Annotated in this window: 25 protein-coding genes and 1 tRNA gene; 7 read left to right on the top strand and 19 right to left on the bottom strand. The window is 60.8% G+C overall.

Annotated elements, in window-relative coordinates:
* The 5 genes from SAB01S_RS04275 to SAB01S_RS04255 form a co-directional block, all read right to left on the bottom strand.
* Entirely contained in the window at positions 1-444 is a 444-nt protein-coding gene (locus SAB01S_RS04275) for a hypothetical protein (RefSeq protein ID WP_062731895.1), read from the bottom strand.
* A gap of 2 nt (positions 445-446) precedes the next feature.
* Positions 447-2,177 carry a gp53-like domain-containing protein gene (locus tag SAB01S_RS04270; RefSeq protein ID WP_062731894.1) on the bottom strand — a complete coding sequence of 577 codons (1,731 nt, stop codon included), beginning with the start codon at positions 2,175-2,177 and terminating at the stop codon, positions 447-449.
* On the bottom strand, positions 2,177-2,818 hold the full coding sequence (locus tag SAB01S_RS04265) for a phage tail protein I (protein WP_062731893.1): 642 nt from the start codon (positions 2,816-2,818) through the stop codon (positions 2,177-2,179). The genes SAB01S_RS04270 and SAB01S_RS04265 overlap by 1 nt, the downstream gene beginning before the upstream one ends.
* Positions 2,815-3,720: a baseplate assembly protein gene (locus tag SAB01S_RS04260; RefSeq protein WP_062732088.1), complete on the bottom strand. Its 906-nt coding sequence runs from the start codon at positions 3,718-3,720 to the stop codon at positions 2,815-2,817. The genes SAB01S_RS04265 and SAB01S_RS04260 overlap by 4 nt, the downstream gene beginning before the upstream one ends.
* Before the next feature lie 533 nt (positions 3,721-4,253).
* Positions 4,254-5,624: an IS1380 family transposase gene (locus tag SAB01S_RS04255; RefSeq protein WP_062731892.1), complete on the bottom strand. Its 1,371-nt coding sequence runs from the start codon at positions 5,622-5,624 to the stop codon at positions 4,254-4,256.
* Positions 5,625-5,744: 120 nt separating this feature from the next.
* Here SAB01S_RS04255 and SAB01S_RS18395 point away from each other — a divergent pair, with 120 nt between their 5' ends.
* The gene (locus SAB01S_RS18395) at positions 5,745-6,326 is read left to right on the top strand and encodes a hypothetical protein (RefSeq protein WP_157078276.1); all 582 of its coding nucleotides are present in this window, start codon (positions 5,745-5,747) and stop codon (positions 6,324-6,326) included.
* Between the two features lie 44 nt (positions 6,327-6,370).
* On the opposite strand, the gene SAB01S_RS04250 is transcribed toward SAB01S_RS18395, so the two are convergent.
* From SAB01S_RS04250 to SAB01S_RS04200, 11 genes are all read right to left on the bottom strand, one after another.
* Positions 6,371-7,042: a phage virion morphogenesis protein gene (locus tag SAB01S_RS04250; protein ID WP_062731891.1), complete on the bottom strand. Its 672-nt coding sequence runs from the start codon at positions 7,040-7,042 to the stop codon at positions 6,371-6,373.
* Entirely contained in the window at positions 7,039-7,557 is a 519-nt protein-coding gene (locus tag SAB01S_RS04245) for a phage tail protein (RefSeq protein ID WP_062731890.1), read from the bottom strand. The genes SAB01S_RS04250 and SAB01S_RS04245 overlap by 4 nt, the downstream gene beginning before the upstream one ends.
* Positions 7,557-7,679 (bottom strand): hypothetical protein, encoded by a 123-nt coding sequence (locus SAB01S_RS18965; RefSeq protein WP_281179028.1) that lies wholly within the window; start codon positions 7,677-7,679, stop codon positions 7,557-7,559. Before SAB01S_RS18965 ends, SAB01S_RS04245 begins: the two co-directional genes overlap by 1 nt.
* Before the next feature lie 10 nt (positions 7,680-7,689).
* A complete protein-coding gene (locus SAB01S_RS04235; RefSeq protein ID WP_062731889.1) occupies positions 7,690-8,085 on the bottom strand; it encodes a hypothetical protein in 396 nt (131 codons plus the stop codon).
* Complete coding sequence (locus SAB01S_RS04230) at positions 8,082-8,567, bottom strand: glycoside hydrolase family protein (protein WP_062731888.1); 486 nt, start codon at positions 8,565-8,567, stop codon at positions 8,082-8,084. The genes SAB01S_RS04235 and SAB01S_RS04230 overlap by 4 nt, the downstream gene beginning before the upstream one ends.
* Positions 8,568-8,569: 2 nt before the next feature.
* Positions 8,570-8,902 (bottom strand): hypothetical protein, encoded by a 333-nt coding sequence (locus SAB01S_RS04225; RefSeq protein WP_062731887.1) that lies wholly within the window; start codon positions 8,900-8,902, stop codon positions 8,570-8,572.
* A gap of 3 nt (positions 8,903-8,905) precedes the next feature.
* On the bottom strand, positions 8,906-9,130 hold the full coding sequence (locus tag SAB01S_RS04220) for a tail protein X (RefSeq protein WP_062731886.1): 225 nt from the start codon (positions 9,128-9,130) through the stop codon (positions 8,906-8,908).
* Positions 9,130-9,612: a head completion/stabilization protein gene (locus tag SAB01S_RS04215; protein WP_083951151.1), complete on the bottom strand. Its 483-nt coding sequence runs from the start codon at positions 9,610-9,612 to the stop codon at positions 9,130-9,132. The genes SAB01S_RS04220 and SAB01S_RS04215 overlap by 1 nt, the downstream gene beginning before the upstream one ends.
* A gap of 222 nt (positions 9,613-9,834) precedes the next feature.
* Positions 9,835-10,638: a phage terminase small subunit gene (locus SAB01S_RS04210; protein WP_062731885.1), complete on the bottom strand. Its 804-nt coding sequence runs from the start codon at positions 10,636-10,638 to the stop codon at positions 9,835-9,837.
* A gap of 39 nt (positions 10,639-10,677) precedes the next feature.
* Positions 10,678-11,769: a phage major capsid protein, P2 family gene (locus tag SAB01S_RS04205; protein ID WP_062731884.1), complete on the bottom strand. Its 1,092-nt coding sequence runs from the start codon at positions 11,767-11,769 to the stop codon at positions 10,678-10,680.
* 57 nt (positions 11,770-11,826) lie between these two features.
* Positions 11,827-12,636 (bottom strand): GPO family capsid scaffolding protein, encoded by an 810-nt coding sequence (locus SAB01S_RS04200; protein ID WP_083951169.1) that lies wholly within the window; start codon positions 12,634-12,636, stop codon positions 11,827-11,829.
* Between the two features lie 162 nt (positions 12,637-12,798).
* On the opposite strand from SAB01S_RS04200, the gene SAB01S_RS04195 reads away from it, so the two are divergent.
* From SAB01S_RS04195 to SAB01S_RS18390, 6 genes are all read left to right on the top strand, one after another.
* Positions 12,799-14,652 (top strand): terminase large subunit domain-containing protein, encoded by a 1,854-nt coding sequence (locus SAB01S_RS04195; RefSeq protein WP_062731882.1) that lies wholly within the window; start codon positions 12,799-12,801, stop codon positions 14,650-14,652.
* Positions 14,649-15,698 (top strand): phage portal protein, encoded by a 1,050-nt coding sequence (locus SAB01S_RS04190; protein ID WP_062731881.1) that lies wholly within the window; start codon positions 14,649-14,651, stop codon positions 15,696-15,698. The genes SAB01S_RS04195 and SAB01S_RS04190 overlap by 4 nt, the downstream gene beginning before the upstream one ends.
* Before the next feature lie 139 nt (positions 15,699-15,837).
* On the top strand, positions 15,838-16,638 hold the full coding sequence (locus SAB01S_RS04185) for a DNA adenine methylase (protein WP_062731880.1): 801 nt from the start codon (positions 15,838-15,840) through the stop codon (positions 16,636-16,638).
* A gap of 380 nt (positions 16,639-17,018) precedes the next feature.
* Positions 17,019-19,334 carry a glycosyltransferase WbsX family protein gene (locus tag SAB01S_RS04180; RefSeq protein ID WP_157078275.1) on the top strand — a complete coding sequence of 772 codons (2,316 nt, stop codon included), beginning with the start codon at positions 17,019-17,021 and terminating at the stop codon, positions 19,332-19,334.
* The gene (locus tag SAB01S_RS18025; protein ID WP_083951147.1) at positions 19,331-20,275 is read left to right on the top strand and encodes a glycosyltransferase family 2 protein; all 945 of its coding nucleotides are present in this window, start codon (positions 19,331-19,333) and stop codon (positions 20,273-20,275) included. The genes SAB01S_RS04180 and SAB01S_RS18025 overlap by 4 nt, the downstream gene beginning before the upstream one ends.
* A 232-nt stretch (positions 20,276-20,507) precedes the next feature.
* Complete coding sequence (locus tag SAB01S_RS18390; protein WP_157078274.1) at positions 20,508-21,527, top strand: hypothetical protein; 1,020 nt, start codon at positions 20,508-20,510, stop codon at positions 21,525-21,527.
* A gap of 32 nt (positions 21,528-21,559) precedes the next feature.
* On the opposite strand, the gene SAB01S_RS04170 is transcribed toward SAB01S_RS18390, so the two are convergent.
* The 3 genes from SAB01S_RS04170 to SAB01S_RS04160 all read right to left on the bottom strand — a co-directional run bounded on the left by SAB01S_RS04170 (position 21,560) and on the right by SAB01S_RS04160 (position 23,997).
* On the bottom strand, positions 21,560-22,414 hold the full coding sequence (locus tag SAB01S_RS04170) for a glycoside hydrolase family 99-like domain-containing protein (RefSeq protein WP_169802546.1): 855 nt from the start codon (positions 22,412-22,414) through the stop codon (positions 21,560-21,562).
* A 711-nt stretch (positions 22,415-23,125) separates the two neighbouring features.
* On the bottom strand, positions 23,126-23,815 hold the full coding sequence (locus tag SAB01S_RS04165) for a helix-turn-helix domain-containing protein (protein ID WP_062731876.1): 690 nt from the start codon (positions 23,813-23,815) through the stop codon (positions 23,126-23,128).
* Between the two features lie 105 nt (positions 23,816-23,920).
* Positions 23,921-23,997 (bottom strand) — tRNA-Met (locus SAB01S_RS04160).
* Positions 23,998-24,024: the final 27 nt, after the last annotated feature.

Below are 24,024 nucleotides of genomic sequence, written 5' to 3'. Positions count from 1 at the left end.
TTACTCGGCTGGCCAGAGGGGATGGGATGCGATGATGATGGCCTTGAGGCCCGTTGCCGTGGCGGCGGCGATTTCCGCCTCGATCGCGTCGGAGGCGGCGCGGATCGCATCGATCAAGGCAAGGCGGGCTGCCCCCTCTGCCGATGGCGCCCGCTGATCGTTCAACTGGCGCCAGAGCGGGGCGGCAGCCTCGATCCGGCGCGCGGCTTCCCGTTTCGCCTGGGCGACAGCCTTTGCGCGCCGCTGGGCCAATGTCTGGCGGGGGATGGTGGCAAGGCAGGGCCGGCCATCTGCGCCGGCAAGGATCGCGCGCCCCTGCGACTGCCCTGCGATCAGCGCGCGATGTTCGTCCGCCGAGATGGGCACAGCGTCATCGGGGATGGCATCGCCATGCAGTGCGTCGGTGAAGAAGGCGCGCGCGCCGGGCGAAAAGAAGATGTCCATTTTCAATATCCGATCGCGATCCAGTCGAAGCCGTCGGCGCGGTTGTCCGCGCTGTCGCCCGCCTGGAAAAAGACGTTGAAGCCCGTGGTCGTTCGCTCGCGCATCTGCACGAAGAGATCGCGGACATTGCTGTCGGCCGACAGATAGGTGATCGGTCCGACCCAGATGCACGCGTTGGGGAAGGCGACCGGAAACACCATCGGCGCCGCCAGTTCGGTGGTGACGGTGGCGCGCATGGTGCCGGCCTGGACGATGATCGGCGTGCCGGGGATTCGGAACAGGGGGACGCTCGACTGCCATCCGCCCAGTTGCGTGAGGGCGCCGATCAGGCTGGCGGGCGTCACCGCCTTGCTGGCGAGCGCCCCTTCGGCCGTTTCGGCCACGCTGGCGGCTTCGACATGGAGCGCGCGCCCCTGCGTCAGGTCGCCGCCGCCAGTGACAAGGCCGCTGCCCGTGATCGTGAGCGCCGCCTGCACGGCGCGCAGGGCGGCAGGCGTGAGCGCGCAGTCGGTGGCGGTGCCGGCGATGGCTTCCGCCCCGCTTGCTGCCCTGACATCCACGGTGCGGGATTGGGTCAGATCGCCGCCGCCGGTGACAAGGCCAGTGCCACCGAGCGTCAGCGCGGCCTGCACAGCGCGCAGGGCAGCAGGCGTGAGCGCGCAATCACTGGCGGTGCCGGCAATGGCTTCCGCGCCGGTCGCCGCGCGCACGTCAACGGTGCGGGATTGGGTCAGATCGCCGCCGCCGGTGACAAGGCCAGAGCCACCGATCGTCAGGGCCGCCTGCACGGCGCGCAGGGCAGCGGGCGTGAGTGCGCAGTCGGTGGCGGTGCCGGCGATGGCCTCCGCGCCGGTCGCCGCGCGCACATCGACGGTGCGGGATTGGGTCAGATCGCCGCCGCCAGTGACAAGGCCAGTGCCGCCGACCGTCAGCGCGGCCTGCACCGCGCGCAGGGCGGCGGGCGTGAGCGCGCAATCGGTGGCGGTGCCGGCAATGGCTTCCGCGCCGATCGCTGCCCGCACGTCGACGGTTCGGGATTGGGTGAGATCGCCGCCACCCGTTACCAGGCCGGTGCCGGTGATGGTGCGTGCCACCAGCGCCGCGATGATCGCATTGAACCCGTCCGCCAGACTGTTGAGGTCCGCGTCGGTCGATTCGGACAGGGCGTTGATGGTGGCGGTCAGCGCCAGCGCGAGCGCATCGAGGCGCTGCCGCAACGTCAGGGGCGTGATGATGGTGTCATGATCGGCGCCGGCCTCGGCCAGTGCGGGGTCAGCGATCCGCGCGACGCCCTTCACCGTCTCGGTCGCCGGCGGCATGAGGAAGCTGGTATCGCCAAAGACGATGTCGCCCGCCGCGCCATTGCTGAAGGCGATATCGAGCGCGAGCAGGAAGAAGGCGATCGACACCTTGCGGAAGATCGGCGTTTCCTGGCTATAGACGGCGAAAAGCGAACCATTGGGCAGGAACAGGCCAAGGCCGCGAAGATCATAAATATCCTCGCTATTGTCCTGCGCCGTCATGTGGATGACGGTTTCGCTGACCGACTGGCCCGACACGGCGCTGATGCGTTTGAATTCGCCGGGCAGGCTGGTGATGGTGGGCGCCATCACGAAGGCGCTTTGCGTCAGTCCGACCTGCGCGATCTGAACGGCATCGGTCGCGCCGCTCTGCGCGTCGACCAGGGCGTCCAGCCCTGCTGCCGTGATCATCATGCGAATGGGATCGGCCATTATACCTCCAGAAAGGCGCCCAGCGCCGAAATGATGGGTTCGCCGTTCGCCGTCTGGAGGTAGGTTCCCCAGACCGGATCGGTGGCGCTGTGAAGATCGGCGGCGGCATCCATGCGGCTGATCCCGCCGGCCAGCGCGCCCGATGTCAGCCAGGCTTCGGCGTCCGCGCGCAGTTTGTGGACGGCGACCATGCGGGCGCGGACCGGCTTGACGGCGGCGATGTCGCGCAGGATTTGCGCCACCAGCGCTTCGTCATAGATGACAGGACTGTCGACCGAGAGGGGCAGTTCGAGCCGGAACATGTAGGGATCGAGCGTGTCGCGATCCTCGAACCATTCGACGATCCTGATCAGCGGGTCGAAGCGATCGAGGACGGTGCGCAGCGACGCCGCCGTGCCCTTGCGCCGGTGGAAGCCGATGGCGTCGGCCACCGCCGCGCGCTTGACCGCTTCGGGCCAGTCGGCATCCCAGATATCGACCGACAGCCCCCAGGCAAGCCATGGCAGATGGGCCGCCGGGCACTCCATGGGCGACCAGAGCTTGCGCATGTCGACCGGCAGATCGAGCAGGAAGGCTGTGACCTGTTCGAGCGCCTTTTCCAGCGGCGTCGAGCCGGGCGGCAGGACCGAAGCATAGGTCATTCGCCGGTCCCCAGATGCCGGGCGGTGACGCCGGTGCAGACAGGCGCCTGCGTCCTGCTGATCGCGATGTCCGCCGGCGGGCTGCGCAATATGATGTTCTGGACGCCGGCGACATGGGCGGCGGCGAAGATCGCCGATCGGGTGATGTCCATGCCCAGACGCCGGCTCTGCGCGACATAGGCATCCACAGCGGCCTTCGACGCGGCGAACACGACACCGCCATCGGGGCCGTTATAGGTGGTCAGATCATAATCGACGGCATATTCCACCAGCTGCGCTGACTGGACGGTCACATAGTCGGTCAGGGGGCGGCGCGTGTCGGCCGAGAGGTAGGCGGCGACCTTGTCGACCAGCGCGGGCGAGGCGCCGCCGTCGCCGGTGCGGGACAGTATGGCCACCAGCACTTCGCCGGGGGCAGGGCTGGTCGCGCTGGCGTCCAGCACGTCGGCATCGGCCGAAAGGGCGTGGGAGATATAGGCGCCCTCCGGCCCGGCGACCGAATAGCCTTCGGGCGCCAGCACCATGCGGCGGCGGAAATCATCGTCGCTTTCCAGCACCGCAGGCGCGCCGGTCGCTGCATCCGCCGGGGTGATGACCAGGCGCGCGATGCCGAAGGCGGCGGCGATATTGTCGAGATCGGCGCCGGTCGCATAGGCGGGCATGACGGCGCGGGCGGCATCGTTGATGCGCTGGCGCAGCAGCTGGACGAAATAGGAGAAGGTCTGGAGCAGCTTGGTCGCCGGGTCGCTGTCGCGGCTTTCGAAGGTCAGGCCGCTCGCGGCCATCTCGTCCTTCATGCGCGCGACGGCACCGCTCAGGATCGTTTCGAAATCCAACGGCTCGATAATGTCGGGCGCGAGCAAGCGCGAAAGATCAACGGCGGTATAGGGAGCGTCGGCCATGCCCGTCATGTCGGGCGAGCCGCGCCTCCAAGGCTACGGCCTGCATTTGGACAGGCGGCTATCCAAATGGAAGGGCGGATGCGGACCGCGCTTCAGGTCGCTTTGGTGTCGAAACAATTCATGATGGCGGAACCGCCGGTGTTCAAGATTGTCAAAAGCTTCGCATGCCGATGGGTAGATGGTCACAATGCAATCCTTTCGCCCAGTGCGGGTATACTTCTAGTTTCTCCTGCGTAATGAAATTGGCAAAACCTTGCCTTCTTGCTACCGCTGTCTGCGCATTTGAATCACAGAGACAACGGGGGATTGCACATATGAGAATGATAATTCTGCCTATCTTCGTGTGCGTAGGGCAACTGCTTAACCCGCACTATTCATGAGGCTGCAGCGCTGGGCTTGTTCGGCCGCGATGTGTCGACGGCTAGGTGATCAGGGCGAGCATCTCCACCGGTGTTTTTCACCGCGTCAGGATTAATGGGCTTTTCGAGGTTGATGGGCTGGAGCTTGGGGGAGCGGCGGCGTGGCCGCGCCGGCTATGTCGGCGCGGGCCTGAAGGCGGCGGCAACGGTTTGAAACGTGCTGGCCTCGGGGCAGGCTGACGCGAACGCGACGCGGATGCGCGTGGCGGTTTCGATGACGCGGGCGGCGACCTTGAGCAGCCGCAAGCGCAAGGTGGCGAACTCAGCAACGGCGAGCGCGGTTGTCTTGGGGATTGCCTGCTGGATGCGCCACATCAGCCAGTAGGCCGCGGTATGCAGAATCAGCCGCATCTGGTTGGCGTTGGCCGAGCGGCACGAGGTGCGATCGCTGGCGAGCTGCGATTTGTGGCGCTTGATCAGGTTTTCGGCCTGGCCGCGCGCGCAGTAGAGCGTGTCGTAGATGTGCTCGGCCGAACCATCGGTCAGCGAGGTGACGACATAGCGGATGTCCATGCCCAGCGTGCTGGCTTCAATCCGGGCGACGACGCGGCGCTGGCACTTCCAGCTCTTCGCCCCGTAGCGGGTCTCGGCATAGTTGCGCAGCACCGGATACTGGGCCTTGGCCCGCCTGACCGCGCAGGCATCGGCGACGGCAACGATGATCGGATCGGCACGCAGCGCGGCGTTGGTCGGCAGGCCGAACACGTAGTCGACGCGGTGCGCCTCGCAGAAGGCCATGACCTCGGGCCGGCCGTAATGTCCGTCGCCACGGACGGTGATGTGGGTTTCGGGCCAGTGCCGGCGGATATGGCGCACCAGGCGCCGGATGTGGCCGGCCGCTTCGGCGCCCGATGGCGTCTTGCCGGTGCACAGCAACATGGCAACCGGCCGGCCGGTGGCGGTGTCGTAGACATGGATCGGCAGGAAGCAGCGCTCGCCATGATGACCGTTCCAGAACGAGAGCTGCTGGTAGCCGTGGACGACATCGCAGGTGTCATCGATGTCCAGCGTCACCGCTGCCGGCGGGGCGGGATAACTGGTGCAATAGATGCCGATCATCGCGGCCATCATCCGGGCCAGTTCGCGCGTGGTCGGTGCGTTCTCCCAGCGGCTCATCGTCGGTTGGCTGGCAAGGCCCGAGCCGGAGCCCGGCAGCTTGCCCAACGCCAGGCGGAAGCCGGGATCATCGCGCAGAGAATCAAGGTCGTCGGCATCTTCGTAACCGCAGCAGATCGCCAGGACCCGCGCCCGCAGAATGTCGTCCAGCGCATGGATCACCCGAGAGGGCTCGCGCGGATCGGCAATACAGCTGGCGAGCCGCGCGCAAATCCGCATCTCGCGCTCGGCCCGCGCCAGAAGCAGAACTCCGCCGTCTGAGGTCAATCGGCCTCCGTCGAACGCCGCGCTCACTTTCTTGCGCCCGATGGCTGGAAACGAAAACCGGGGCGCGCTAACCTCGCTACCGGCGGGTGTGGCTTGTGGCATTTTCTGTCCTGAACAGGAATGGTGTAGACAACCAATTTCCTACTTCAGAACAGTGCCTTACGCCACTCTCGCCAACCTCCTCCTGCCCTCCGGTGAATAGCAAAGGTTAGCGGCTGTGCAATGATGGACAGAAGCGCGATGTCTTATAGGCCTGATATCAAAGGCGGCTATGGCCAACGGGTGTTCATCTGGAAGGCAGATTATTCCGCAGGTATCGCTTCGCAAGGCGGCGTATGCGCGCAAGGTGCGCTCACGGCAAATGCCAAGTCTATGGAAATGACAGCAAATCTTAGCAATGATATCGTTCAAATTGCTAAAGCATCGCCAAATTCACTGGGCGAAGGCGACTTAGCAAAGGTTGGCATTGCGGCCAACAACAACGTGATGCTGACGAACGCTACAAACGGCCAAACAGCATTCGCAAACATCGCATTTTTCTATCTATGTCAAATAACATTAAACAATAATTCTCGTAAATTTGTTCATACAGAAGGACATAGCGGGAAAACTCTTCAATCGGACACGGATTCGCTTTCGGGAGAAAATATCGTTCAGATGTGGAAAGATACGCTGGATAGAGTTTCGCTTATTTCATCAGATTCTGCGAAAACATCAGAAACTATTTCTAATAAATATGTCAATAATCAAGGATTGGAAGGGGCTGCCGAACCGCATGATGTTGAAGCGCCAGATAAAAACTGATGATAGGATTTCTGAATCAAACTCGAGACGGGTGGTAGCTTCTGTTAGTCCGTGGCGAGATGGGAATAAAGCAGGTCCAGCAACTGGTCGCGGTCCGCCGGGGTGGCGCCGATCAGTTCGCGGCGGGGATAGGACACGGCTTTCGCGCGGAGCGATGGCTTGTCGCGCAGGCCATAGTGATGGACGCTGGCGATCTGTGAGACCTTGCCGGTGAAGCCGACCCAGAAGCCCTGATCGTCGGTGCCGGTTTTCAGGAATCGGGACGATGCGAGGCGGCGGAACATGGCGCGGCGGCGCAGGCCGCCCCGGCGGCGCAGCTTGCCGCCGCCGGCATTGCGATGCTCCTCGGGCACCGGCAGCCATTTGACGATCCGGTCGAATTCGAAGGAGCGGATGCCGCCGGCCTCGATGTCGAAGCCGGTCATCATCCGGCCATTGCCCCAGGTGAAGCTCTTCATGATGACGCGGCGCGGTTCGCCGCCGCCACCCGAGGGATAGAGGAAACAGGCCGCGCCCCGGCCTGACACCGGCGGTTCTTTCTGCTTTCGTGCCTCGAACGCGGTCCCGTCCGGTTGCCGCTGGGCGCTGATGCGCTCGCGGTTGCTGATCGCCAGCGCGCGGGCCATCTTCCGCATCAGCGTGCGGCGCTCGCCCGACGACAGGCTGCGTAGCAGGCCGCCGGCGATGCGCTCGATTTCGGCCAGATCGTCGGTCATGCCGCCGGGGGAATGGCCGGGGTCAGCACGGCTTCGGGATCCTGCGTCTCCGCCAGCAATTCGACATTGCCGAATCCTTGCAGGAAGGACGCCTGCACGTCGGGCCAGCTGTCGGTGAAGTCCGGTTCGGGCGGATGATCGACGTCATAGCCGCTATGATCGGGGCGCGGCATGACCAGGACCATTTCAGTGAGGTCGATCGCGATTTCGATATCAAAGCATTCGCTGTCGAGCAGTTCGGCTTCGAAGCTGAAAGGCTGGCTGTCCGGTCGCTGGAGCAGCTGCGGCTGTTCCTTCTCGATCCATGCCAGCACCGGCACCATGATCAGGTCGGTGTCGCCGGCATAGTCGGTGATCAGCAGCTTGAGCGTATAGCTGTAGGTGAAGGACAGGCTGGCGGATCGGCGCGCGTTGACGGCGCCGCCCTCGACATAGATTTGCATCCGGTCAGGGTGCGTCCGAAATTCAGGCAGGGAGGCGGAGAGCCAGCGCCGCAAGCTGTCGGCCTTGCGCATCAGTGGTCCGCCTCGCCGCCGGCGGCGCGCGCCGCGCCTTGCAGTTCGATTAGCGTTGCGCGGATTTGCCCGGCGACGTCGTAGAGGCTGAGCAGGCTGGCATGGCACTGGCCGCCGGTCATCGCGCCGGCCTCAGTCCGCTGGACCGGGGGCAGGCGCGGCGGTGGCGCCAGCAGGGTCGCGGGCACCTTCGCCATTGGCCGTGGCGGCGGCGCGGTCGAGCAGGCCGACGCCATCAGCATCGACGCACATAGCGCCATAAACCGGGCGCTCGATGATTTTCTGGCTTTCATGATAGATTTCCCTGACATCGCCCTGTCGGGCATATTCGGCGGCCTGGGCGCGCTGCGCCGATGCATCGAGCCGGGCCTGCAACTGCTGGCGCTGCGTCTCGCGGGCGTCGTCGGCCCGCTTCTGCGCCGCCTGTTCCTGGGCGGCGCCGACGCGGGCGCCATAGGCAAAGCCGCCCATGCCGGCGAGGCAGGCGGCGAGCGCGGCGCCGAGGATCAGATGCGCGCGGCCGATCATGCCGCGCCGGTGCGCATCATGGTGGACAGGCGATCGGCGCGCTTGCCGACCTGCCCCGCCCATCTGGACTTGAGCATGTTGACGGCGGCATCGGCGTAGCGGCCCGCCTTCACCATCGCGAGGGTGTTCACGAAGCCCAGCAGGCTCCCGATGCCCAGATTGAAGCACATATTGAGCAGGATGCGCTGGCGCACCGCATCGAGCGTCCGCCACCAGCGCAGGCGACGGTCAAGGTCGGCCTCGCACCGGGCGATGTCATTGTCGAGCAGGGCGCGGGACTGGCTGCGGGTGATGCCGGTGGCGATGCAGCTGGCGAGGGTGATGCCCAGATCGCGCGTCTCCTGCGCGCTGATGCCGACATCGTCCAGATTGCGGCCGACGCCGATCGTCCGCTTGCCGGCGGTGCAGCGATAGACTTTCAGCCTTTCGCCCTCGTCGCGGACCAGTTCGGCGGCCAGGGCCGCCCGATCGAATAGGGGCATGATCAATCCTTCCGGGGCAGAAAGCGGTCAGCGATGCGGGAGGGCGCGGCGGCGAGCGTGTCGATCGCGGCGCGGGCGATGCGCGGGGTGGCGTCGAAGGCGATGAGCGCGATGGCGAAGGCGATCGATTGCGCGACGAACTGATTCCAGTCGGTGACCGCGACGATCGCCTGCGTCGCATAATAGCTGACCGTGGATCCCACGATCCATTGCAGGAAGCGCTGGCGGAACGGCAGGGCGGGCTTCCATGCCTGGGCGACGGCCGAGCCGATCAGCGACGGGGTCAGCGAACCGACCATTTCGGCCCCCGATTCGAGAAAGGTGCGAAGGTCCATGGATCAGCTCCAGAGTTGAATGAGCGGCAGGGTGCGGGTGGTGGCGGCTTCCTCGCTCGCGGGGACGATGACGACGGTGCCGAGCGGCAGGATGGAACCAAGGTCGGCAAGGCCGGGGTTGGCGTCGAGAACAGGCGTGATCTTGCCGGGGCCAAGCCCCGCCTCGCGCCAGAGCAGCTGGTCGAGCGTATCGCCTTGCCGGGCGACCAGGCGTTGCGCGCTCACCATCAGATCAGGTCCACGGTCGCGCGGGTCAGCCCCTTGATGTCGCGCACGGCGTGCTGCGCGTCGCGGCGCAGTTCGCCGATCGAGGGGGTGAGTTCGTCGGCCTGGTTGCCGCCGGCGGCCGTGGTGTCGAAGTCGCGGTGGCGGTCGATCAGTTCGGCCTTGGCATAGAGCGACACCGCGCGCAGGTAGCGAACGACCTGCACGCTCCTGCCGTCCAGCTGGGGCGCGGGCATGGCGGCCAGCGTGGCGTGACCGGCGGCGATGGCGGCGGCGGCGAAGGCGCGCAGATCGATTTCCACGGTCATGATCGCGGCGAGGATCGCGGCGCGCAGGCGCGGCGCCGTGATGCTGGTGGGGATGCGCGCGACGTCGCGCACGTCCGCCGTATCGACGTCGGGAAAAAAGCCGTCATTGACCACCGGCGCTTCGGGCGCGGGCGGCTGATCGACTTCGCCGGCGGGCGGGCGCGCGACGAAGGTCATGCCATCACCATGCGGGCGGCCAGATCGAGGACGGCGAAGAGGAGGATCGCGCCGCCAATGAAGATCGGCGGCGGCACATGCGGGAAATGGCTGTGATGGTTCATGGTGCCTTCCAATCCGGCCCGCCGGCTTACAGGGGTGGGGATCGGGTCAGATGCGGCCCTGCGGCCCGAAAGCCTCCCGCATCGCGCGATCCGCCCCTGAGCGCCGGGGGCGAGCCTGTCAGGCGGCGTTGTCGCCGCCCTGTTCCGTGTTCGGGTCGGGCGCGGCGGCGGGGATGGCCGCCAGCAGCTTGCCCGCCCGCTTGATTCTGTCCTTGACGCTGATGCGGTCATGGAGGCGCTGGGCCTCGGTCAGGCGTGCCAGCGCCTGTTGCAGCACCGGCTTGCCCTCTTTGGCGGCCATATCTGCGCCCCGGTCCAGCTGCTCGACGCCGATCGCCTTCATCAGCTTGGCGCGGACCTGATCGTGAATGTCGAGATGGCCGGTCAGGTCGGCTACTTGCTCCAGCGTGGCGAGCGAGAAGCTCTCGTTCGCGCCCTGCGCCTTGATCGCGGCGTCGGCGATTTCCTCGATCAGGATGGTCGCCGCGTCGCGCTGGTAGCGCGAAGGCATGGCGACCCTGTGCCGCATGATGAATTCGGCAAGGGTGATGGCGGCGTCATAATCGCCAACGTCGATCAGCCAGACCATGCAGGTCGGGACGACTTCGGCGGCAAGGCCCGCGCCCACGCCCGCATCGGCGGCGATGATCCCTTGCACCCAGGCGCGATATTCGGGCAGCATTTCGCGCTTGGCCGCGACCTTCGCGTCGATCGAGCGGATTTCCTTGAGACGCCGCAGATCATGGGTCAGGCGCAGGCCGATCTGGCGGGCGGCGATGTCCGCCGGGGAAGGCTTGGCCGCCCCCGCTGCCCGGAGAGGGGAAACAGCGGGGGCGGTTGCCCCTCCATGTGCAGGTGCAGCCGCTGCGCTGATGGTCTGGGCAGCGAGGATGCGTTCACGGTGGCGGCGAGCGAGGCTCATGCGCGTGTCCTGTCAGATGGAGGTATTGGGGAAGCGCGATCAGGCCGGTTTCTTGCCCATCACGATATTTTCCACGAGGGCGGCGCGGCCATAATCCTCGACCACATAATCCTCGTTGACCGACTCATAATTCTCGATCTGGTCGAGCGCCGGTTCGTCCTTCACCTGACGGCGGCGGGTTTCTTCCTGCACATAGATGGCCAGATTATCGAGGCTGGTGATCATCAGCGCATCTTCGGGGAAGAAGGGCACGATGACCGCGCGCTTGCCGGCCAGCTGCTTGGGCAGGGTCAGGATGCGATGCGCGGCCTCATTCTCGGTCGCGGTCGCGCCCGCGCCCTGGAGCAGGTTCAGATATTTGTCCTTCACCAGCGCCCAGCCGACGATGACGACAAGGTCGGTGTCGCTGCGATGCCAGGGGTCGAGCAGGTCGAGCGCGTCGAACGCCAGCGCGTCGAGATTGGCATAGTCGGCGTCGGCCGTGGCGACGTTGGTCTGATCGCCGTCGACCACTTCGACACCGGCGGCGACATAGATCGCCTTGGTGGGATCGGTGGTCAGGGCGCCGTCGTCCAGCACGCGTTCGGCCGCATGGGTGCGGATCTTGTGCAGCCAGCCTTCGTTGACGTCCTGGAGCAACGGATTGGCGACGCGGTCGGTGGCAGCGGCGACCGACGTGCCGTTGAAGCCGATCATGATCCGGTCGCGACCCTGCTGTTTCAGGATGACGTCGCGCAGCAGCGTCTGGAATTCGGGGCGATGGCGCCAGGCGTCGAGCTTGGCATATTTGATCGCCGTGTCATAGTTGGTCTGGCGGCAGTGGTAGCCGCCGTCATCGCTGGTATCGGTCGGATCGGTGGGGGTGCGGCGGTTGCCGGCGGCGGTGTTGGTGCGGCTCGCGATCGGGCGGGTGGCGCCGACGCCGACCTTGGCGCCGGTCTGGCTGGGGACCATGACGACGCTGACCGAACTCAGGAAGTCGCTCGACTCCTGGATTTTCTCTTCCAGTTTCTGTTCGACATTGGGCGCGACGGTGAACTTGGTCGACGTGACTTCGGCGGCCTCGACGCCATTGAGCAGCGCGATCTGGCTGACATAGGCGGCAAAGGCGATGCGGGTTTCTTTACGCATGGGGACTCCTGAGTGCGGGGGCGGGCGCCGGTGTGGTCGGAGGGGTCTGGGGACGGATCAGCAGTCGGTGACGATCGCAGCCTTGCCGCCGGTGGCAGGCGCGCGCTTGAAGGTGCCGGGCTTTTCCTCGCCCTTGAGCCGCGCCTCCATCGCGTCGAAGCGGCTGCTGAGCGCGGCGACGGCATCATTGGCGGGCTTCACCGCCGCCGCGATCTGGTCGCCCATGATCGCGGCGAATTTGGTCATGTCGAAACCATTGTCATTGGCCGGGGGCGGCGTCTGCGCCGGTTCGTCCTTGGGCTTTTCCTTGGCGAACAGGCTGGTGAAGGCGCTCATCAGCCCCGTCTTCACGCCTTCGGCGATGGTGGCGCTGTCGGTGGCCGGCTCCAGTTCGATCGCGGTTTCGTAAGCGGTCGAGAAGATGTTGCTGCGCGACTGCGCCGCGAATTTGAGCGCTTCGGTGCCGAGCGACGCCGGGCTGTCAGTGACGGCCAGGCCGACCAGATAGGCTTCGCCGGCGCCGGCGAAATCCGGGTGAATTTCCATGCTGGTGAACAGCTTCTGCCCGGCCTTGTTGATGGTGAGCAGCTGATCATTGGCGTCGATTTCGGCATAGAGACCGAGCAGCGTCTTCTTTTCGCCGGCGAGCGTCAGTTCGACCTCTTCGGTCTTGAGCGACAGGACCGAGCCATAGGCGTTGAACGGCTTGTCGGGACTGTAGCCGGCAATATGTTCGCAGTTGATGCGCGCGGTGTAGGTCGCCGGGTCATAATTGGCGGCCATCTGCTCCAGCCATTCACGCTGGATCACGCGACCATCGACAGTGGCGCCCTCGACGCCGACGCGGAAAAACTTGCTCTTGGCCATGATCGGTCCGGTTCCCGTGGTTGCGGGGCGGCGCGCCCCTGATGACAGGAAGGCAGAAAGGGACCGATGCCGGGCCAGCCTCAAGCCCCTGCATTTGGACAGGCGGCTATCCAAATGGACCACGGTGATTAGCGGCTGATCCGCGCGGCATGGTCCGCCGCGATGACCCAGCAACCGATCCTCCCCGGCGCGCCGTCTGTCCTGTGGCAGTTCGACCCGCGCCGCCATGCGCGCAGCCTCTACTGGCGCGGATGGGGCGTGACGCAGATCGCCGACGAGTTCGCGCTGCATGGCGTGGTGAACGACAAGGGCGGGCCGATCCCGCGCGCGACGATCGAGGCATGGAAGCAGCGCGACCGATGGGATGATGCGCCATCGATCCGGAAGGTCGAGGACGGTATTGAAATCCGCCTGCTGACGCTGGTCGCGAAGGAAAAGAAGACCAGCGCCGATTATGTCGAGATCGAAGCGCTCAACCGCTCGATCGAAAGCCTGGCCAAGGTCCGCCGCTATGAGGCGCCGGGTGGCCATGCCGGCGACCTGAACGACAAGGTCGCCAACCGCAACGCTGGGCCGCGCAAGAAGGCGAGGAAGAATCATTTCACCGCCGATCAGGCCGCCGAACTCAAGCGCCTCTTCCTCGACGGCCTGTATGATTATCAGCACCGCTGGTGGCAGGCGAAGGATCAGCGCACCCGCATGATCCTCAAGTCGCGCCAGATCGGTGCGACCTATTATTTCGCGTTCGAGGCGCTGATCGACGCGATCGAGACCGGGCGAAACCAGATATTCCTGTCCGCCTCCAAGGCGCAGGCGCATCAGTTTCGGTCCTATATTGTCAGCTTCGCCAAGCTGGTGGGCGTGGCGCTGACCGGCGATCCGATGCTGATCACGTCGGATTTGCGCCCAGAGGAAGAGGCTGCGGCCGAACTGCATTTTCTGGGCACCAATTTCCGCACCGCCCAGGGCCGCCACGGCAATTTCTATTTCGACGAATTTTTCTGGGTCCATTCGTTCGAGGAACTGAACAAGGTCGCCTCGGGCATGGCGACGCACAAGAAGTGGCGCAAAACCTACTTTTCCACGCCCAGCAGCGTCGCGCATCCCGCCTATCCCTACTGGACTGGCGACAGGCGCAACCGCCGGCGCAAGAAGGCCGACCAGATCAAGATCGATGTCAGCCATGCGGCGCTGGCGATCGGCAGCGTCGGCCCGGATCGCATCTGGCGCAACATCGTCAACATCCGCGACGCAGAGGCGGGCGGGTGCGACCTGTTCGATATCGAGGAACTGGAAGACGAATATGCGCCCGACGAATTCGCCAACCTGTTCATGTGCGATTTCGTGGACGACAGCCTGTCGGCCTTCAAATTCAACGATCTGATCCGGTGCGGCTGTGACAGCCTGGTCGAATGGCTGGACTTCGATCCCGAGGCGTCGCGCCCCTATGGCGAGCGCAATGTGTGGGCCGGCTATGACCCGCAGGAAAGCGAGACGGGCGACAATGCCGCGCTGGTGATCGCCGCGCCGCCGCTGATCGAAGGCGGCCCGTTCCGCATCCTTGAGCGCCACCAGCTGCGCGGCCTCGATTTCGAACAGCAGGCCGAATTCATCAAGGCGATCCTGAGCCGCTACCACTGCACCTATCTGGGCATCGACGCCAAGGGCGTGGGCGCGGGCGTGTATCAGCTGCTGGCCAAGGTCGGCGCCATGCCCGGCTGCACCGTGGCGAAGATCGAATATTCGCTCGAACTCAAGGCCCAGATGATCATGAAGGCGCAGAATGTCGTGCGCCGGGGCCGCATCGCCTTCGATGCCGGGATGCTCGACATCGTTTCGGCCTTCGTGTCGATCAAGAAGACCCTGACCACCAGCGGGCGGAACGTCACCTTCAAGGCGGGGCGTGGCGGTGATGACGGCCACGCAGACCTCGCCTGGGCGACGATGCACATCCTGATGAACGAGCCGCTCGACGGCAAGGAAAAGCCCAAGGGCACGATGGAGGTATTGGAATGAGCAAGCGCGCGCGCAGGATGAACCGCCGTGAATCGGCCGAGGCGGCGCGCGGCGCAATCGTCGCGGCCAATGACAATCGCGGTGTCACCGCCTTCACCTTCGGGGATCCCGAACCGGTCAACAGCCGGGCCACCATGCTGGACATGCTGGAATGCTATCACAACCAGCGCTGGTATGAGCCGCCGATCTCGCTCGACGGACTGGCGCGCACCTATCGCGCGTCGCCGCATCATTCGAGCGCCATCATCCTCAAGCGCAACATGCTGGCCGCCAGCCTGGAGCCTTCGGCCGTGCTGTCGCGCAAGGCTTTCGCGGGCATGGTGCAGGACTATCTGGTTCTGGGCAATTGCTATGTGCAGGCGGTGCGCAACCGCCTGGGCGGGGTGATGCGGCTCGATCATGTGCTGGCCAAATATACGCGGCGCGGGGTCGCGCCGGGCAGCTTCTGGTGGGTGCCGGGCTATCGCAACGAAGTCGAGTTCGAGGCGGGCACGGTCCATCATCTGCTGGCGCCCGATATCAATCAGGAAATCTATGGCCTGCCCGAATATCTGTCGGCCCTGCAATCCGCGCTGCTCAACGAGAATGCGACCCTGTTCCGTCGCCGCTACTATGAGAATGGCAGCCATGCCGGCTACATCCTCTATGCCACCGGCGAATTTGCTGATGGCGATGTCGACGCGATGCGCGATGCGCTCAAGCGGTCGAAGGGGCCGGGCAATTTCCGCAACCTGTTCGTCCATTCGCCCAGCGGCAAGGAAAGCGGCATCCAATTGAAGCCGATCGCCGAGGTGGGCGCCAAGGATGAATTTGTCGGCATCAAGAACACGACGCGCGATGACGTGCTGGCCGCGCACCGCGTGCCGCCCCAGCTGCTGGGCATCGTGCCGGCGAACGCGGGCGGGTTCGGCGATGTGAGCAAGGCGACCGACGCCTTCTTCGAACTGGAGATCGAGCCGTTGCAGAGCGTGTTCCTCGAACTGAACGACCAGCTGGGTTTAGAGGCCGTCCGCTTCCGCAAGCGCGAGAAAGCCTCGCCCGAATAGCCGAATTCCCCAAGAGCGGGGATGACCGCGCTGCAACGCGGCCACCGACGAGAATCGCGCTCGCCACAACCAACCGGCCACCCTGGCCGCCCCGCCCCTGACACCAGGGCGGTGGTTCATCTGTGAGCTAAAATCCTACATGTCACTCGAAAAAATTCGCCCCGTTTCCCCCGCCGCCGCTTACATCGGCGGCAAGCGCAATCTGGCATCGCGCCTGGTGTCGATCATCGGGCGCGTGCCGCATGACAGCTATGCCGAACCGTTCGTCGGCATGGGCGGCATCTTCCTGCGGCGGAAGGAACGGCCCAGGGCCGAGGCGATCAACGATGTCAGCGGCGATGTGGCCAATTTCTTCCGCGTGCTCCAGGAGCATTATCCCTATTTCATCGACATGCTGCGCTGGCGGTTGTCGAGCCGGTCAGAGTTCGAACGGTTGCGCGCCTTGCCCGCCGATCGGCTGACCGACTTGCAGCGCGCGGCGCGGTTCCTCTATTTGCAGAAGCTGGCATTTGGCGGAAAAGTTGAGGGCCGGAACTTCGGCATCCGACGAGAGGGGCCGTCGCTGTTCAACATCACCAAGCTGGAGCCGATGCTGGCCGATATCCATGAGCGGCTTGCCGGTGTCGTCATCGAGCAGCTGGGCTATGGCGAGTTCATCCGCCGCTATGACCATGCGGGCGCGCTCTTCTACCTCGATCCGCCCTATTGGGGCTGCGAAAGCGACTATGGCCAGGACGTGTTTTCGCGCGGCGACTTCGAGCAGCTGGCCGACCAGCTGGCGGGCATCAAGGGCAAGTTCCTGCTGTCGATCAACGCGACCGATGGCGCGCGGGCGACGTTCTCCCGGTTCAATGTCGCGGATGTGCCCACCACCTATACGATCGGCGGTCAGGCCAAACCAGTGACGGAACTGATCGTCAGCAATTTTGTGCTGCCGTGAGTGGGCAGGGCCGGTGCTGCGGTGCCGGCCCGATACGACCCGAAAAGTCAGAGGATATCCGATAAGCGCCTCAGCATATCGCCGGCCATCAATGCACCGACCGCAATGCAGATGGCGATCACGACCCCGCCACTTTCGGGGCGGCGGCAGCGGTTCGCGGTCAGACCACTTGTGCAGCATTGTCTTGACGATTGTCCGAACTCCCGGAGCGGAGATGGCCGTGCTGCAACGGGCTAGCGACGAAAATTGCGTTCACCGCAACTGCCTATCAGCGCAACAGGCCCGCCAAACGGAGTCTAACTTGGGCCTCAACAAATGATTGCATCGGTTAGGGCTTCAGTTTTAATGCGTGCTGTCGGTAGCATTGGGGGTTGTAAAAAGTGCATTCAGATCAAGGCGATTCGGTTAAAGACGCGGCGGTATCGAAGAAAGATGCTTCGCCGCATGACGCACTCAAGGGGCATCCCCGGCAACAGTCCGATGCAATTGAGCCACCGATGGTTCCCGCCTCTTCAGTCCCTAAACCGGCTAAGATATCGCCTCTTCAAGACCTCAAGAATCTCGAAGCTGCGCCTGCTTGGCGAGGTTGCGTCGATGGATTCTCGGAGTGGAATATTCGCGGTTGGGTGTTCTCGACAAAAAACGTGATGGTTCCCGTGAGCCTGGATATATACATCTGCGGCATCCATGTAACAACGACAACTAGTCGCTACGGTAGGGTCGACATTGACCAGATTATTGGCCTACCGATAAAAGCAGGCTTCCAAGTCAGTGCTCAGGCGATCAGTTCCGAAGCAGCAACGCGTATTTTTGATGCTCTGAAGGCGCTGGATAAGGCCGAGCAGCCTATCGAAAACATCGTTGCAGTAAAGATCGCCGATAGCGACATAGCATTGCCATTCAGCAATAAAGTTCGGTCAGAGAAAATCAGTGTCAGTACGTTGCTACCGATTTTGGACGCAATTGTCGGCACACGCTTGCGCAATGAATATATTAGAGTCCGGGATCAGTTGATTTCAGGGCCGTCAGTTTATGAAGCTGATGCAGATGCCGTGAAGCCGATCGCCTTCTATCTTCCGCAATTTCATCCGTTTCCGGAGAATAACGAGTGGTGGGGAGAAGGCTTTACCGAGTGGACCAATGTAGTTGGCGCGAAGAGCTTTTTCTCTGAGCACCACCAACCGCATGTGCCGGCCGATTTCGGTTATTACGATTTGCGCGTAGAAGACGTCCAGCGGCAACAGATCGACCTAGCGAAGCGCTATGGAATTCAGGGCTTTTGCTATTATTATTATTGGTTTTCTGGAAAAAAACTGATGACAATGCCGATTGATCGGCATGTCGAGCAGAATTTGGATCTCGATTTTTGCTTGTGCTGGGCCAATGAAAACTGGTCGCGCCGTTGGGACGGCTCCGAATCTGACGTATTGATGGCGCAGCGGCATGTCGAAGAGGATGATGTCGACTTCATTAATTCGTGCATAGACTATTTCAAATCGGAAAAATACATCAAGATCGACGGCGCTCCGCTGCTGCTGGTATATCGCATTTCGTTGCTCCAGAATCCGTTGAGCACGATTGCCCGCTGGCGACAGATTGTACGGTCTCATGGTTTTCCTGACTTGCATGTCAGTATGGTGGAAAGCTTCGGCCTAAATGATCCAAACTCATATGGGTGCAACAGTAGTTGCCAGTTCCCCCCCCACGGCGTCGTCTCCCCCGAAATCAATTCCAAGATCAAGGAATTGGATCCCGAATATCGGGGCAAGATATATGACTACCGTGAGGTTGTCCGCTCGGAGATAGCTCGACCTGCTGCTGATTACATGCAGTTTCGTTGCGCGATGCCCTCGTGGGACAACACCAGCCGCAAAGGCAAGGACGGCAACATATTTGCCTATTCATCGCCTGAGTTATTCGAAACCTGGTTGAGTTACCTCTGTGCACAAGCCCGGACAAATCTCCCGCCGGAGTCTCGGTTCGTTTTCATCAACGCTTGGAACGAATGGGCGGAGGGCGCTCACCTTGAGCCCGACGCCAAGCATGCTCATGGATTTCTTGGCGCAGTGCGAACCGCGCTTAGTCATGATCGCGGGGTGATGGCTGCACTCGATATGACCACAGGTAACGAGCAGATCGGACCGGTCCGCGCCGCCGATGTGAAAATCCTTGTTGAAAAGATGTGGAACGCCAACCATCAACTCCAACGCATTATCAAGAATTATGAGGGGGCCATCGGCGATCGCGCTTCTCCGTTCGTCCAAGTCAATAGCCAGTGGTACAGGAGTGAGAAGGGAGAGCGGGGCGACAGAGTTTGGCTCGACAGCGTCAACGGTCGTCCGGGCCATGACACGCGAATCCTGTTGCTTTCAAAACAACAAAATCTTTCACTTAGAGGGTGGATTAACGCGCCTGCCATTGCCCTAAGTCCATCTCTGCCCGTGTTCGCTTGCCTGGAATCTACGGAGACTAAGGGGCTTTCGTATTTCGCGACGATCTATGATCGCGAACCTCGGGAAGACATTATAGGCTCGCTTAACCTTACTGAAAGCTCGCTGTGGTGCGGTTTCGCATTGAAGGCTGATCTCCAAGGAGTGGCGCCAGGAGCGTATCGAATCAGCTTGATGCTCTCTCTGCCCGGCGACTTGAAGGCAATGATTTCGGTACCAACTTACGTCGAACTGGTGGTTTCATGACATTCATTCCGGGCAATTGGACTGCTATCAGCGATCCCTTAGTCAGTGTCGTCATTCCAAGCTATAATCATGAAAGCTATCTCTATGAATGCCTGAAGTCGGTCAGCGATCAGTCCTATGCTAATATTGAGATCATCCTGGTGGATGATTGTTCCGCTGATGACAGCTTCGCCTTTGCCACGAATCTGCTTAGGACGCCATTTGGAAGTCGGTTCAGTCGCGTCGACGTAACCAAAAATGATGTGAATATTGGAGCCCACGCAACAATCAACAAAGGCATTGAAAGAGCCAGGGGAGAATTGATTACGGTCATCAACTCAGATGACCAATTTCTTCCTGATCGTATAGCAAGCATCGTTAGAGAGATGAAGAGAAGCAGGACTGATGTTGGCTTCAGTCTAGTTAATGTGGTAAATGACGGCGGAGATGCCTTTTCCGATGAAGAGCTTGCGCCATTTGTTCATTTCACCATTCGTCAAGCGCTAAACTTGCAGCGAGATGTAACGACTGGGTTTAGCCTTCTTCGGCAAAATGTGGCTGTGTCGACTGGAAACATGGTATTCAGTCGCAGAATATATAATGAAATCGGTGGTTTCCTATCGCTTAAATATTGTCATGACTGGGATTTTATCTTGCAGTCGCTTTTTTACTGTGAGCCTACAGCAATTCTTCAACCCCTCTATAACTATCGCCTTCATCCGCAAAATTCGTTTAAGGGGTTGAGTCATATGGCTGAAGTGGAGACCGAGGTCGTCATTCGACGCTTCTTCCGCCGTGTGATTGATGCTGCACCTCTCAATTCACTATGCCCCAGTCCTTGGACTTGGCCAGGATATTTCGAGCAATTCGTTGCTCAAAATGGCATGTCGCGCTTTTTCGACAGAGAAATGGGCCGCGGAATGAAAAGCTGGCGCATTTACGATCGACAAAGCGCCGCTTAAGCCAATATGGGAGAGGCAAGGTGGTTCTTGAGCCGCGTAAATACAATATGCACGGTCAGAACTAGCGACGGAACAGATGTAAAACGCGGTGATTTCGTGTCAGTAGATCGAAAATTTGGAGTTGATGTGAAAAATTATTGACTCCTAATCTATCGCAATTTCGAAAAATTTTTACTACGTATTCTGAGGCGTAGATTTGTTACAGATATTTTACTGACCGAGGTAAAATGCTATGAAGAAAAATATTTTCATTCATGTTGGTTTCCACAAAACTGGAACGACAAGCATTCAGGTTGCATTGACGCAGAGGAGAGAATTTCTCTCCAAGCTTAATTACTTGTACCCACATGCCGGTGTTCCAGATTGGGCGAAGTTTGGGCACCATCTTTTGCCTTGGTCTGTATTCGAGATTGAAGACAATCTTCCATCCCTTCATGGCTATCGCGCTACATTCTCTCAGTCAAAAAAGAGAGATATATGGAACCGCCTACGACAAGAGATTGCCAGGTCCGACAGTGAGAATGTGATTCTATCTTCGGAAGAATTTGATGTCTGCTCGGCTGCAGAAATTGAGAATGTCGCGAGGCAACTGAAGGGATATAATATCAAGCCGGTAGTTTTTGTGCGAAATTTACCTGACCTGATAGAGTCTCTATATAACACAACGGTTGTCCACTCGTCCGGGAATCGGCCGTTCGTGGATTTCCAGAAAAATCAACGTAGCCGCCTCGATGTGGCTCAATTCGTTGAAGATTGGGCGAGCGTATCTAGTGATGGAAAAGTAACAGTATTAAACTACGACGATCCCATGGTAAGGCGAAATAGTGTCAGAGCATTCCTCAACGCTATAGGAATTGATTCATCTGACATGAATTTAGTTTCTGATTCTAGGTATAACGAGAGCCTGCCGATCTTCGCGACAGAATTAATCATTCATTTACATCAGAAAGGAGTTGGAGAGGATGAGATAAATAGATTTATTGATAATCTAAGGAAGATTGATTTTAAGGATGAGGCATTTCGCAATTATACATTGTATTCTAATAATTCAAGAATTGAATTGGATCGAAAATATCTCGAAGAGATTGAGAAATTGCGCAGCGCGGACTATGTTCAAGGGCTAAGTGATCAAGTCAATAACAATAATGATAGAATGGATAAGGCCTATGTTGGAAATCATGTTCATGCGATGCTCGCGCTCGTGCGCGAAATAAGCACTTCTAAGGATGTTCAGCCGCTACCTCGGCGGTGAGGTTCAGTGCAGAAACCTTGAAATTTGGCATTTTATTCGCACCCATCGCTTTCACCTGAGCAATTGGATTCTTTTGACCCTTTTGATGCTGACCGAAGGGCGATCTTTAAGGATCCGAGTCTGTCGAAATCATCGGCCAGCGTCGGGTAGAGCCAACCTCCTTCGTCAAACTCGTTCCACGCATATATCAGAATGGCTGGTGTTGCAGGATGAGCAACGGCGAAGCGCAACGCGTTTCCGACGTGGGCATGGAACGCTGCCGCAGACGGCTGATTGAAGCTTATTCCCTGCCTAGTTGGCCTCGATTCCCAAGGTACGGGATTATTCATTCTCGGGCGCCTGTCCCATCCAGTCATGACCGTTGGGATTAGCGCGCGGTATGTCATGGCATCTTTTTGCCATTGCGCTTCGGCGCAACTGGTTAGGTCGCGAAAGGTGCTTCCCGCGCGCGAACATACAATTGAATAATGACCGACCGCATCAAATCCGGCTCTCATCAACTCGGATGACGGTTCTGTTCCGGGAGCTAGCAGCGCAGCGATCTCCACGCGCGTCCGAGACTTGTTGCGCGCCATCATTCTGAAGGCTTCGATTGTTTCCTGAAGCTTGTTCATCCCGCTGCTGGGGGCAGTGCCCTTATTGGAGATGAAGATGGAATATAGCGGGAGCCCGGTCGCCGACTTCTGATAACCGGGATGGGCAAGAAGCTTGGAATGGTCATCGATTAGAGACTGGTCATTCATAAAGCGTCCGGCGCTGCATATGAGGCTGAAGTTGATTTTTGAGGCACTCTGGCTTTGCAAATAGTGCTGGAAGGCTAGGTGCATCGGATGCCCTTTCTGGTAAGCCATGAATGCCCAGAAATCCAGGCCGGCAGCAGCGGCCATATCTATTTCCATGTCGATCTGAGATTGGCTGATGCGTGGAAAGCAGGCGAGAGTTTCTGAGCAGTGACTGCCGAAAGTTGGAATACGACCAGCATACTCAGTGGCTCCTAATGTCTTCGCCACCGCTTCGGTTATCGTTGAGCCAGGAGCGTACCACGCGTCCCATCTGATGGCGCCTACTGGTACATTCGGTCGATCTTTTGCGTAAGCCATTGGTGCAACGGCGGCGAGACCCAACCCCTGAATTAGTGATCTACGGTTTAGCATCTTCTTCGTTTCCGCCCGTGTTAGATTCAGGTCAACGCATCCGAACCCTCACAGTTGCAGGACAGGAGGCATGGACCTAGTCGTCCATCGGAAGTTAGCAAGGGGTTGCCCCTAAAAGCGCGCTTTTCCCCCCGCCTCGCCCGCGCGCTTTTTATGTCCCTTTTGATGCATTAGCGGCCTTTGCCGCGAGACGGCCTAAGCCCTAGGCTGAAGTCGATCCGAACACAGCGCTACGCTGATGCACATAGATGCACCTGCCGTGCCCCGAACGCCACGGTCGAGGACCGCGCTAATTTCACCCTGGGCGCCCCCTGGGCAGCCCCCGGTGGCGCGTAAGCGGCACCGGCCCCCAACGGTGCGTCGAGAGTGCTTCTTTGCCTTGTAGGGCGACAACAGCGGTGGTTCCTTCAAATGTACGCCTGGCGGAGCCAGTCCTTTCCCCTTTTATATTTCTACCCCTGGATAGTGTCGGGTCTTCCGACTAGCGCTATCCCGATTATCGAGCGCACCGCTCAACGAAATTAACGCGGACATAAGGGTAGGATCGTCGGCCGGTTTCGGCGGCGACTGCATGCCCTCGGGAGCTTTGCCGCGCCGCTTGATGATCTTCCGACGCAATGCAGCTTTGAAGGTTGCCCAGACACGCCTGGGTGCTGAACTGAGATCGAAATAAAAGGCATTGCTGATCTGTTCGCGTTGCGGTCCGGCCTGTCCGACCGTCTCTGCGACGATTGTGCGGCGAACCCAGCGCAGCCCAAGCCATTTCGCGAAGCGCTTGCACGCTTCGATCGCTGTAGAGCGATGACAGCCCGCACGATCCGCCAACTCCTGATAGCTGGGATCGAGTTGACCGGTCTTGAAATCCATCAGCTTGAGGAAGCTGAGCAGTATCCGTCGATCGCCATCTTGGAGCCGGTCATGCTCTTTGTAGCGCGTCACGCGTTGATCGTGCAGCAGTTCGTCAAATGCTTGGAGGACAGCAGCAATCCAGTCCCAGCCGTGCTTTACTGGCTGGAAGACCTGCGCCCGCTGATCGTCGACGTCATAGCTATTCCGGCGCGGGGTGCGCTTCCGATCGGGGTCTTTGCGGTCGGCGAATGCGCCAGCGATCTCGCCAAGCGAAAGCGCGCTCATGCCCGCGTGCCTTGGGGAAAAGCAGAAAAGTCCAGTTGCGTCTTGCGTTCGCCGAGCACAGTATGCCCCTAGAAAACGCAAAGTTCCAGAAAGGTATCTTACCGTTGGTAGCGGAGGAGGGACTTGAACCCCCGACACGCGGATTATGATTCCGCTGCTCTAACCAGCTGAGCTACTCCGCCCCAAGGGGCATCGCGCGGCGCCATGGC

This window comes from Sphingobium abikonense NBRC 16140 (assembly GCF_001598335.1).
In the GTDB taxonomy this organism is placed as follows: Bacteria; Pseudomonadota; Alphaproteobacteria; order Sphingomonadales; family Sphingomonadaceae; genus Sphingobium; species Sphingobium abikonense.
This window is presented reverse-complemented; position numbering and strand designations above follow the sequence as displayed.

Excerpts from the sequence above, each read along its gene's own strand:
- SAB01S_RS04275 (WP_062731895.1), bottom strand. The coding sequence starts at position 444 with ATGGACATCTTCTTTTCGCCCGGCGCGCGCGCCTTCTTCACCGACGCA.
- SAB01S_RS04270 (WP_062731894.1), bottom strand. The coding sequence starts at position 2,177 with ATGGCCGATCCCATTCGCATGATGATCACGGCAGCAGGGCTGGACGCC.
- SAB01S_RS04265 (WP_062731893.1), bottom strand. The coding sequence starts at position 2,818 with ATGACCTATGCTTCGGTCCTGCCGCCCGGCTCGACGCCGCTGGAAAAG.
- SAB01S_RS04260 (WP_062732088.1), bottom strand. The coding sequence starts at position 3,720 with ATGGCCGACGCTCCCTATACCGCCGTTGATCTTTCGCGCTTGCTCGCG.
- SAB01S_RS04255 (WP_062731892.1), bottom strand. The coding sequence starts at position 5,624 with ATGCCACAAGCCACACCCGCCGGTAGCGAGGTTAGCGCGCCCCGGTTT.
- SAB01S_RS18395 (WP_157078276.1), top strand. The coding sequence starts at position 5,745 with ATGATGGACAGAAGCGCGATGTCTTATAGGCCTGATATCAAAGGCGGC.
- SAB01S_RS04250 (WP_062731891.1), bottom strand. The coding sequence starts at position 7,042 with ATGACCGACGATCTGGCCGAAATCGAGCGCATCGCCGGCGGCCTGCTA.
- SAB01S_RS04245 (WP_062731890.1), bottom strand. The coding sequence starts at position 7,557 with ATGCGCAAGGCCGACAGCTTGCGGCGCTGGCTCTCCGCCTCCCTGCCT.
- SAB01S_RS18965 (WP_281179028.1), bottom strand. The coding sequence starts at position 7,679 with ATGACCGGCGGCCAGTGCCATGCCAGCCTGCTCAGCCTCTACGACGTC.
- SAB01S_RS04235 (WP_062731889.1), bottom strand. The coding sequence starts at position 8,085 with ATGATCGGCCGCGCGCATCTGATCCTCGGCGCCGCGCTCGCCGCCTGC.
- SAB01S_RS04230 (WP_062731888.1), bottom strand. The coding sequence starts at position 8,567 with ATGCCCCTATTCGATCGGGCGGCCCTGGCCGCCGAACTGGTCCGCGAC.
- SAB01S_RS04225 (WP_062731887.1), bottom strand. The coding sequence starts at position 8,902 with ATGGACCTTCGCACCTTTCTCGAATCGGGGGCCGAAATGGTCGGTTCG.
- SAB01S_RS04220 (WP_062731886.1), bottom strand. The coding sequence starts at position 9,130 with ATGGTGAGCGCGCAACGCCTGGTCGCCCGGCAAGGCGATACGCTCGAC.
- SAB01S_RS04215 (WP_083951151.1), bottom strand. The coding sequence starts at position 9,612 with ATGACCTTCGTCGCGCGCCCGCCCGCCGGCGAAGTCGATCAGCCGCCC.
- SAB01S_RS04210 (WP_062731885.1), bottom strand. The coding sequence starts at position 10,638 with ATGAGCCTCGCTCGCCGCCACCGTGAACGCATCCTCGCTGCCCAGACC.
- SAB01S_RS04205 (WP_062731884.1), bottom strand. The coding sequence starts at position 11,769 with ATGCGTAAAGAAACCCGCATCGCCTTTGCCGCCTATGTCAGCCAGATC.
- SAB01S_RS04200 (WP_083951169.1), bottom strand. The coding sequence starts at position 12,636 with ATGGCCAAGAGCAAGTTTTTCCGCGTCGGCGTCGAGGGCGCCACTGTC.
- SAB01S_RS04195 (WP_062731882.1), top strand. The coding sequence starts at position 12,799 with ATGACCCAGCAACCGATCCTCCCCGGCGCGCCGTCTGTCCTGTGGCAG.
- SAB01S_RS04190 (WP_062731881.1), top strand. The coding sequence starts at position 14,649 with ATGAGCAAGCGCGCGCGCAGGATGAACCGCCGTGAATCGGCCGAGGCG.
- SAB01S_RS04185 (WP_062731880.1), top strand. The coding sequence starts at position 15,838 with ATGTCACTCGAAAAAATTCGCCCCGTTTCCCCCGCCGCCGCTTACATC.
- SAB01S_RS18025 (WP_083951147.1), top strand. The coding sequence starts at position 19,331 with ATGACATTCATTCCGGGCAATTGGACTGCTATCAGCGATCCCTTAGTC.
- SAB01S_RS18390 (WP_157078274.1), top strand. The coding sequence starts at position 20,508 with ATGAAGAAAAATATTTTCATTCATGTTGGTTTCCACAAAACTGGAACG.
- SAB01S_RS04170 (WP_169802546.1), bottom strand. The coding sequence starts at position 22,414 with ATGGCCGCTGCTGCCGGCCTGGATTTCTGGGCATTCATGGCTTACCAG.
- SAB01S_RS04165 (WP_062731876.1), bottom strand. The coding sequence starts at position 23,815 with ATGAGCGCGCTTTCGCTTGGCGAGATCGCTGGCGCATTCGCCGACCGC.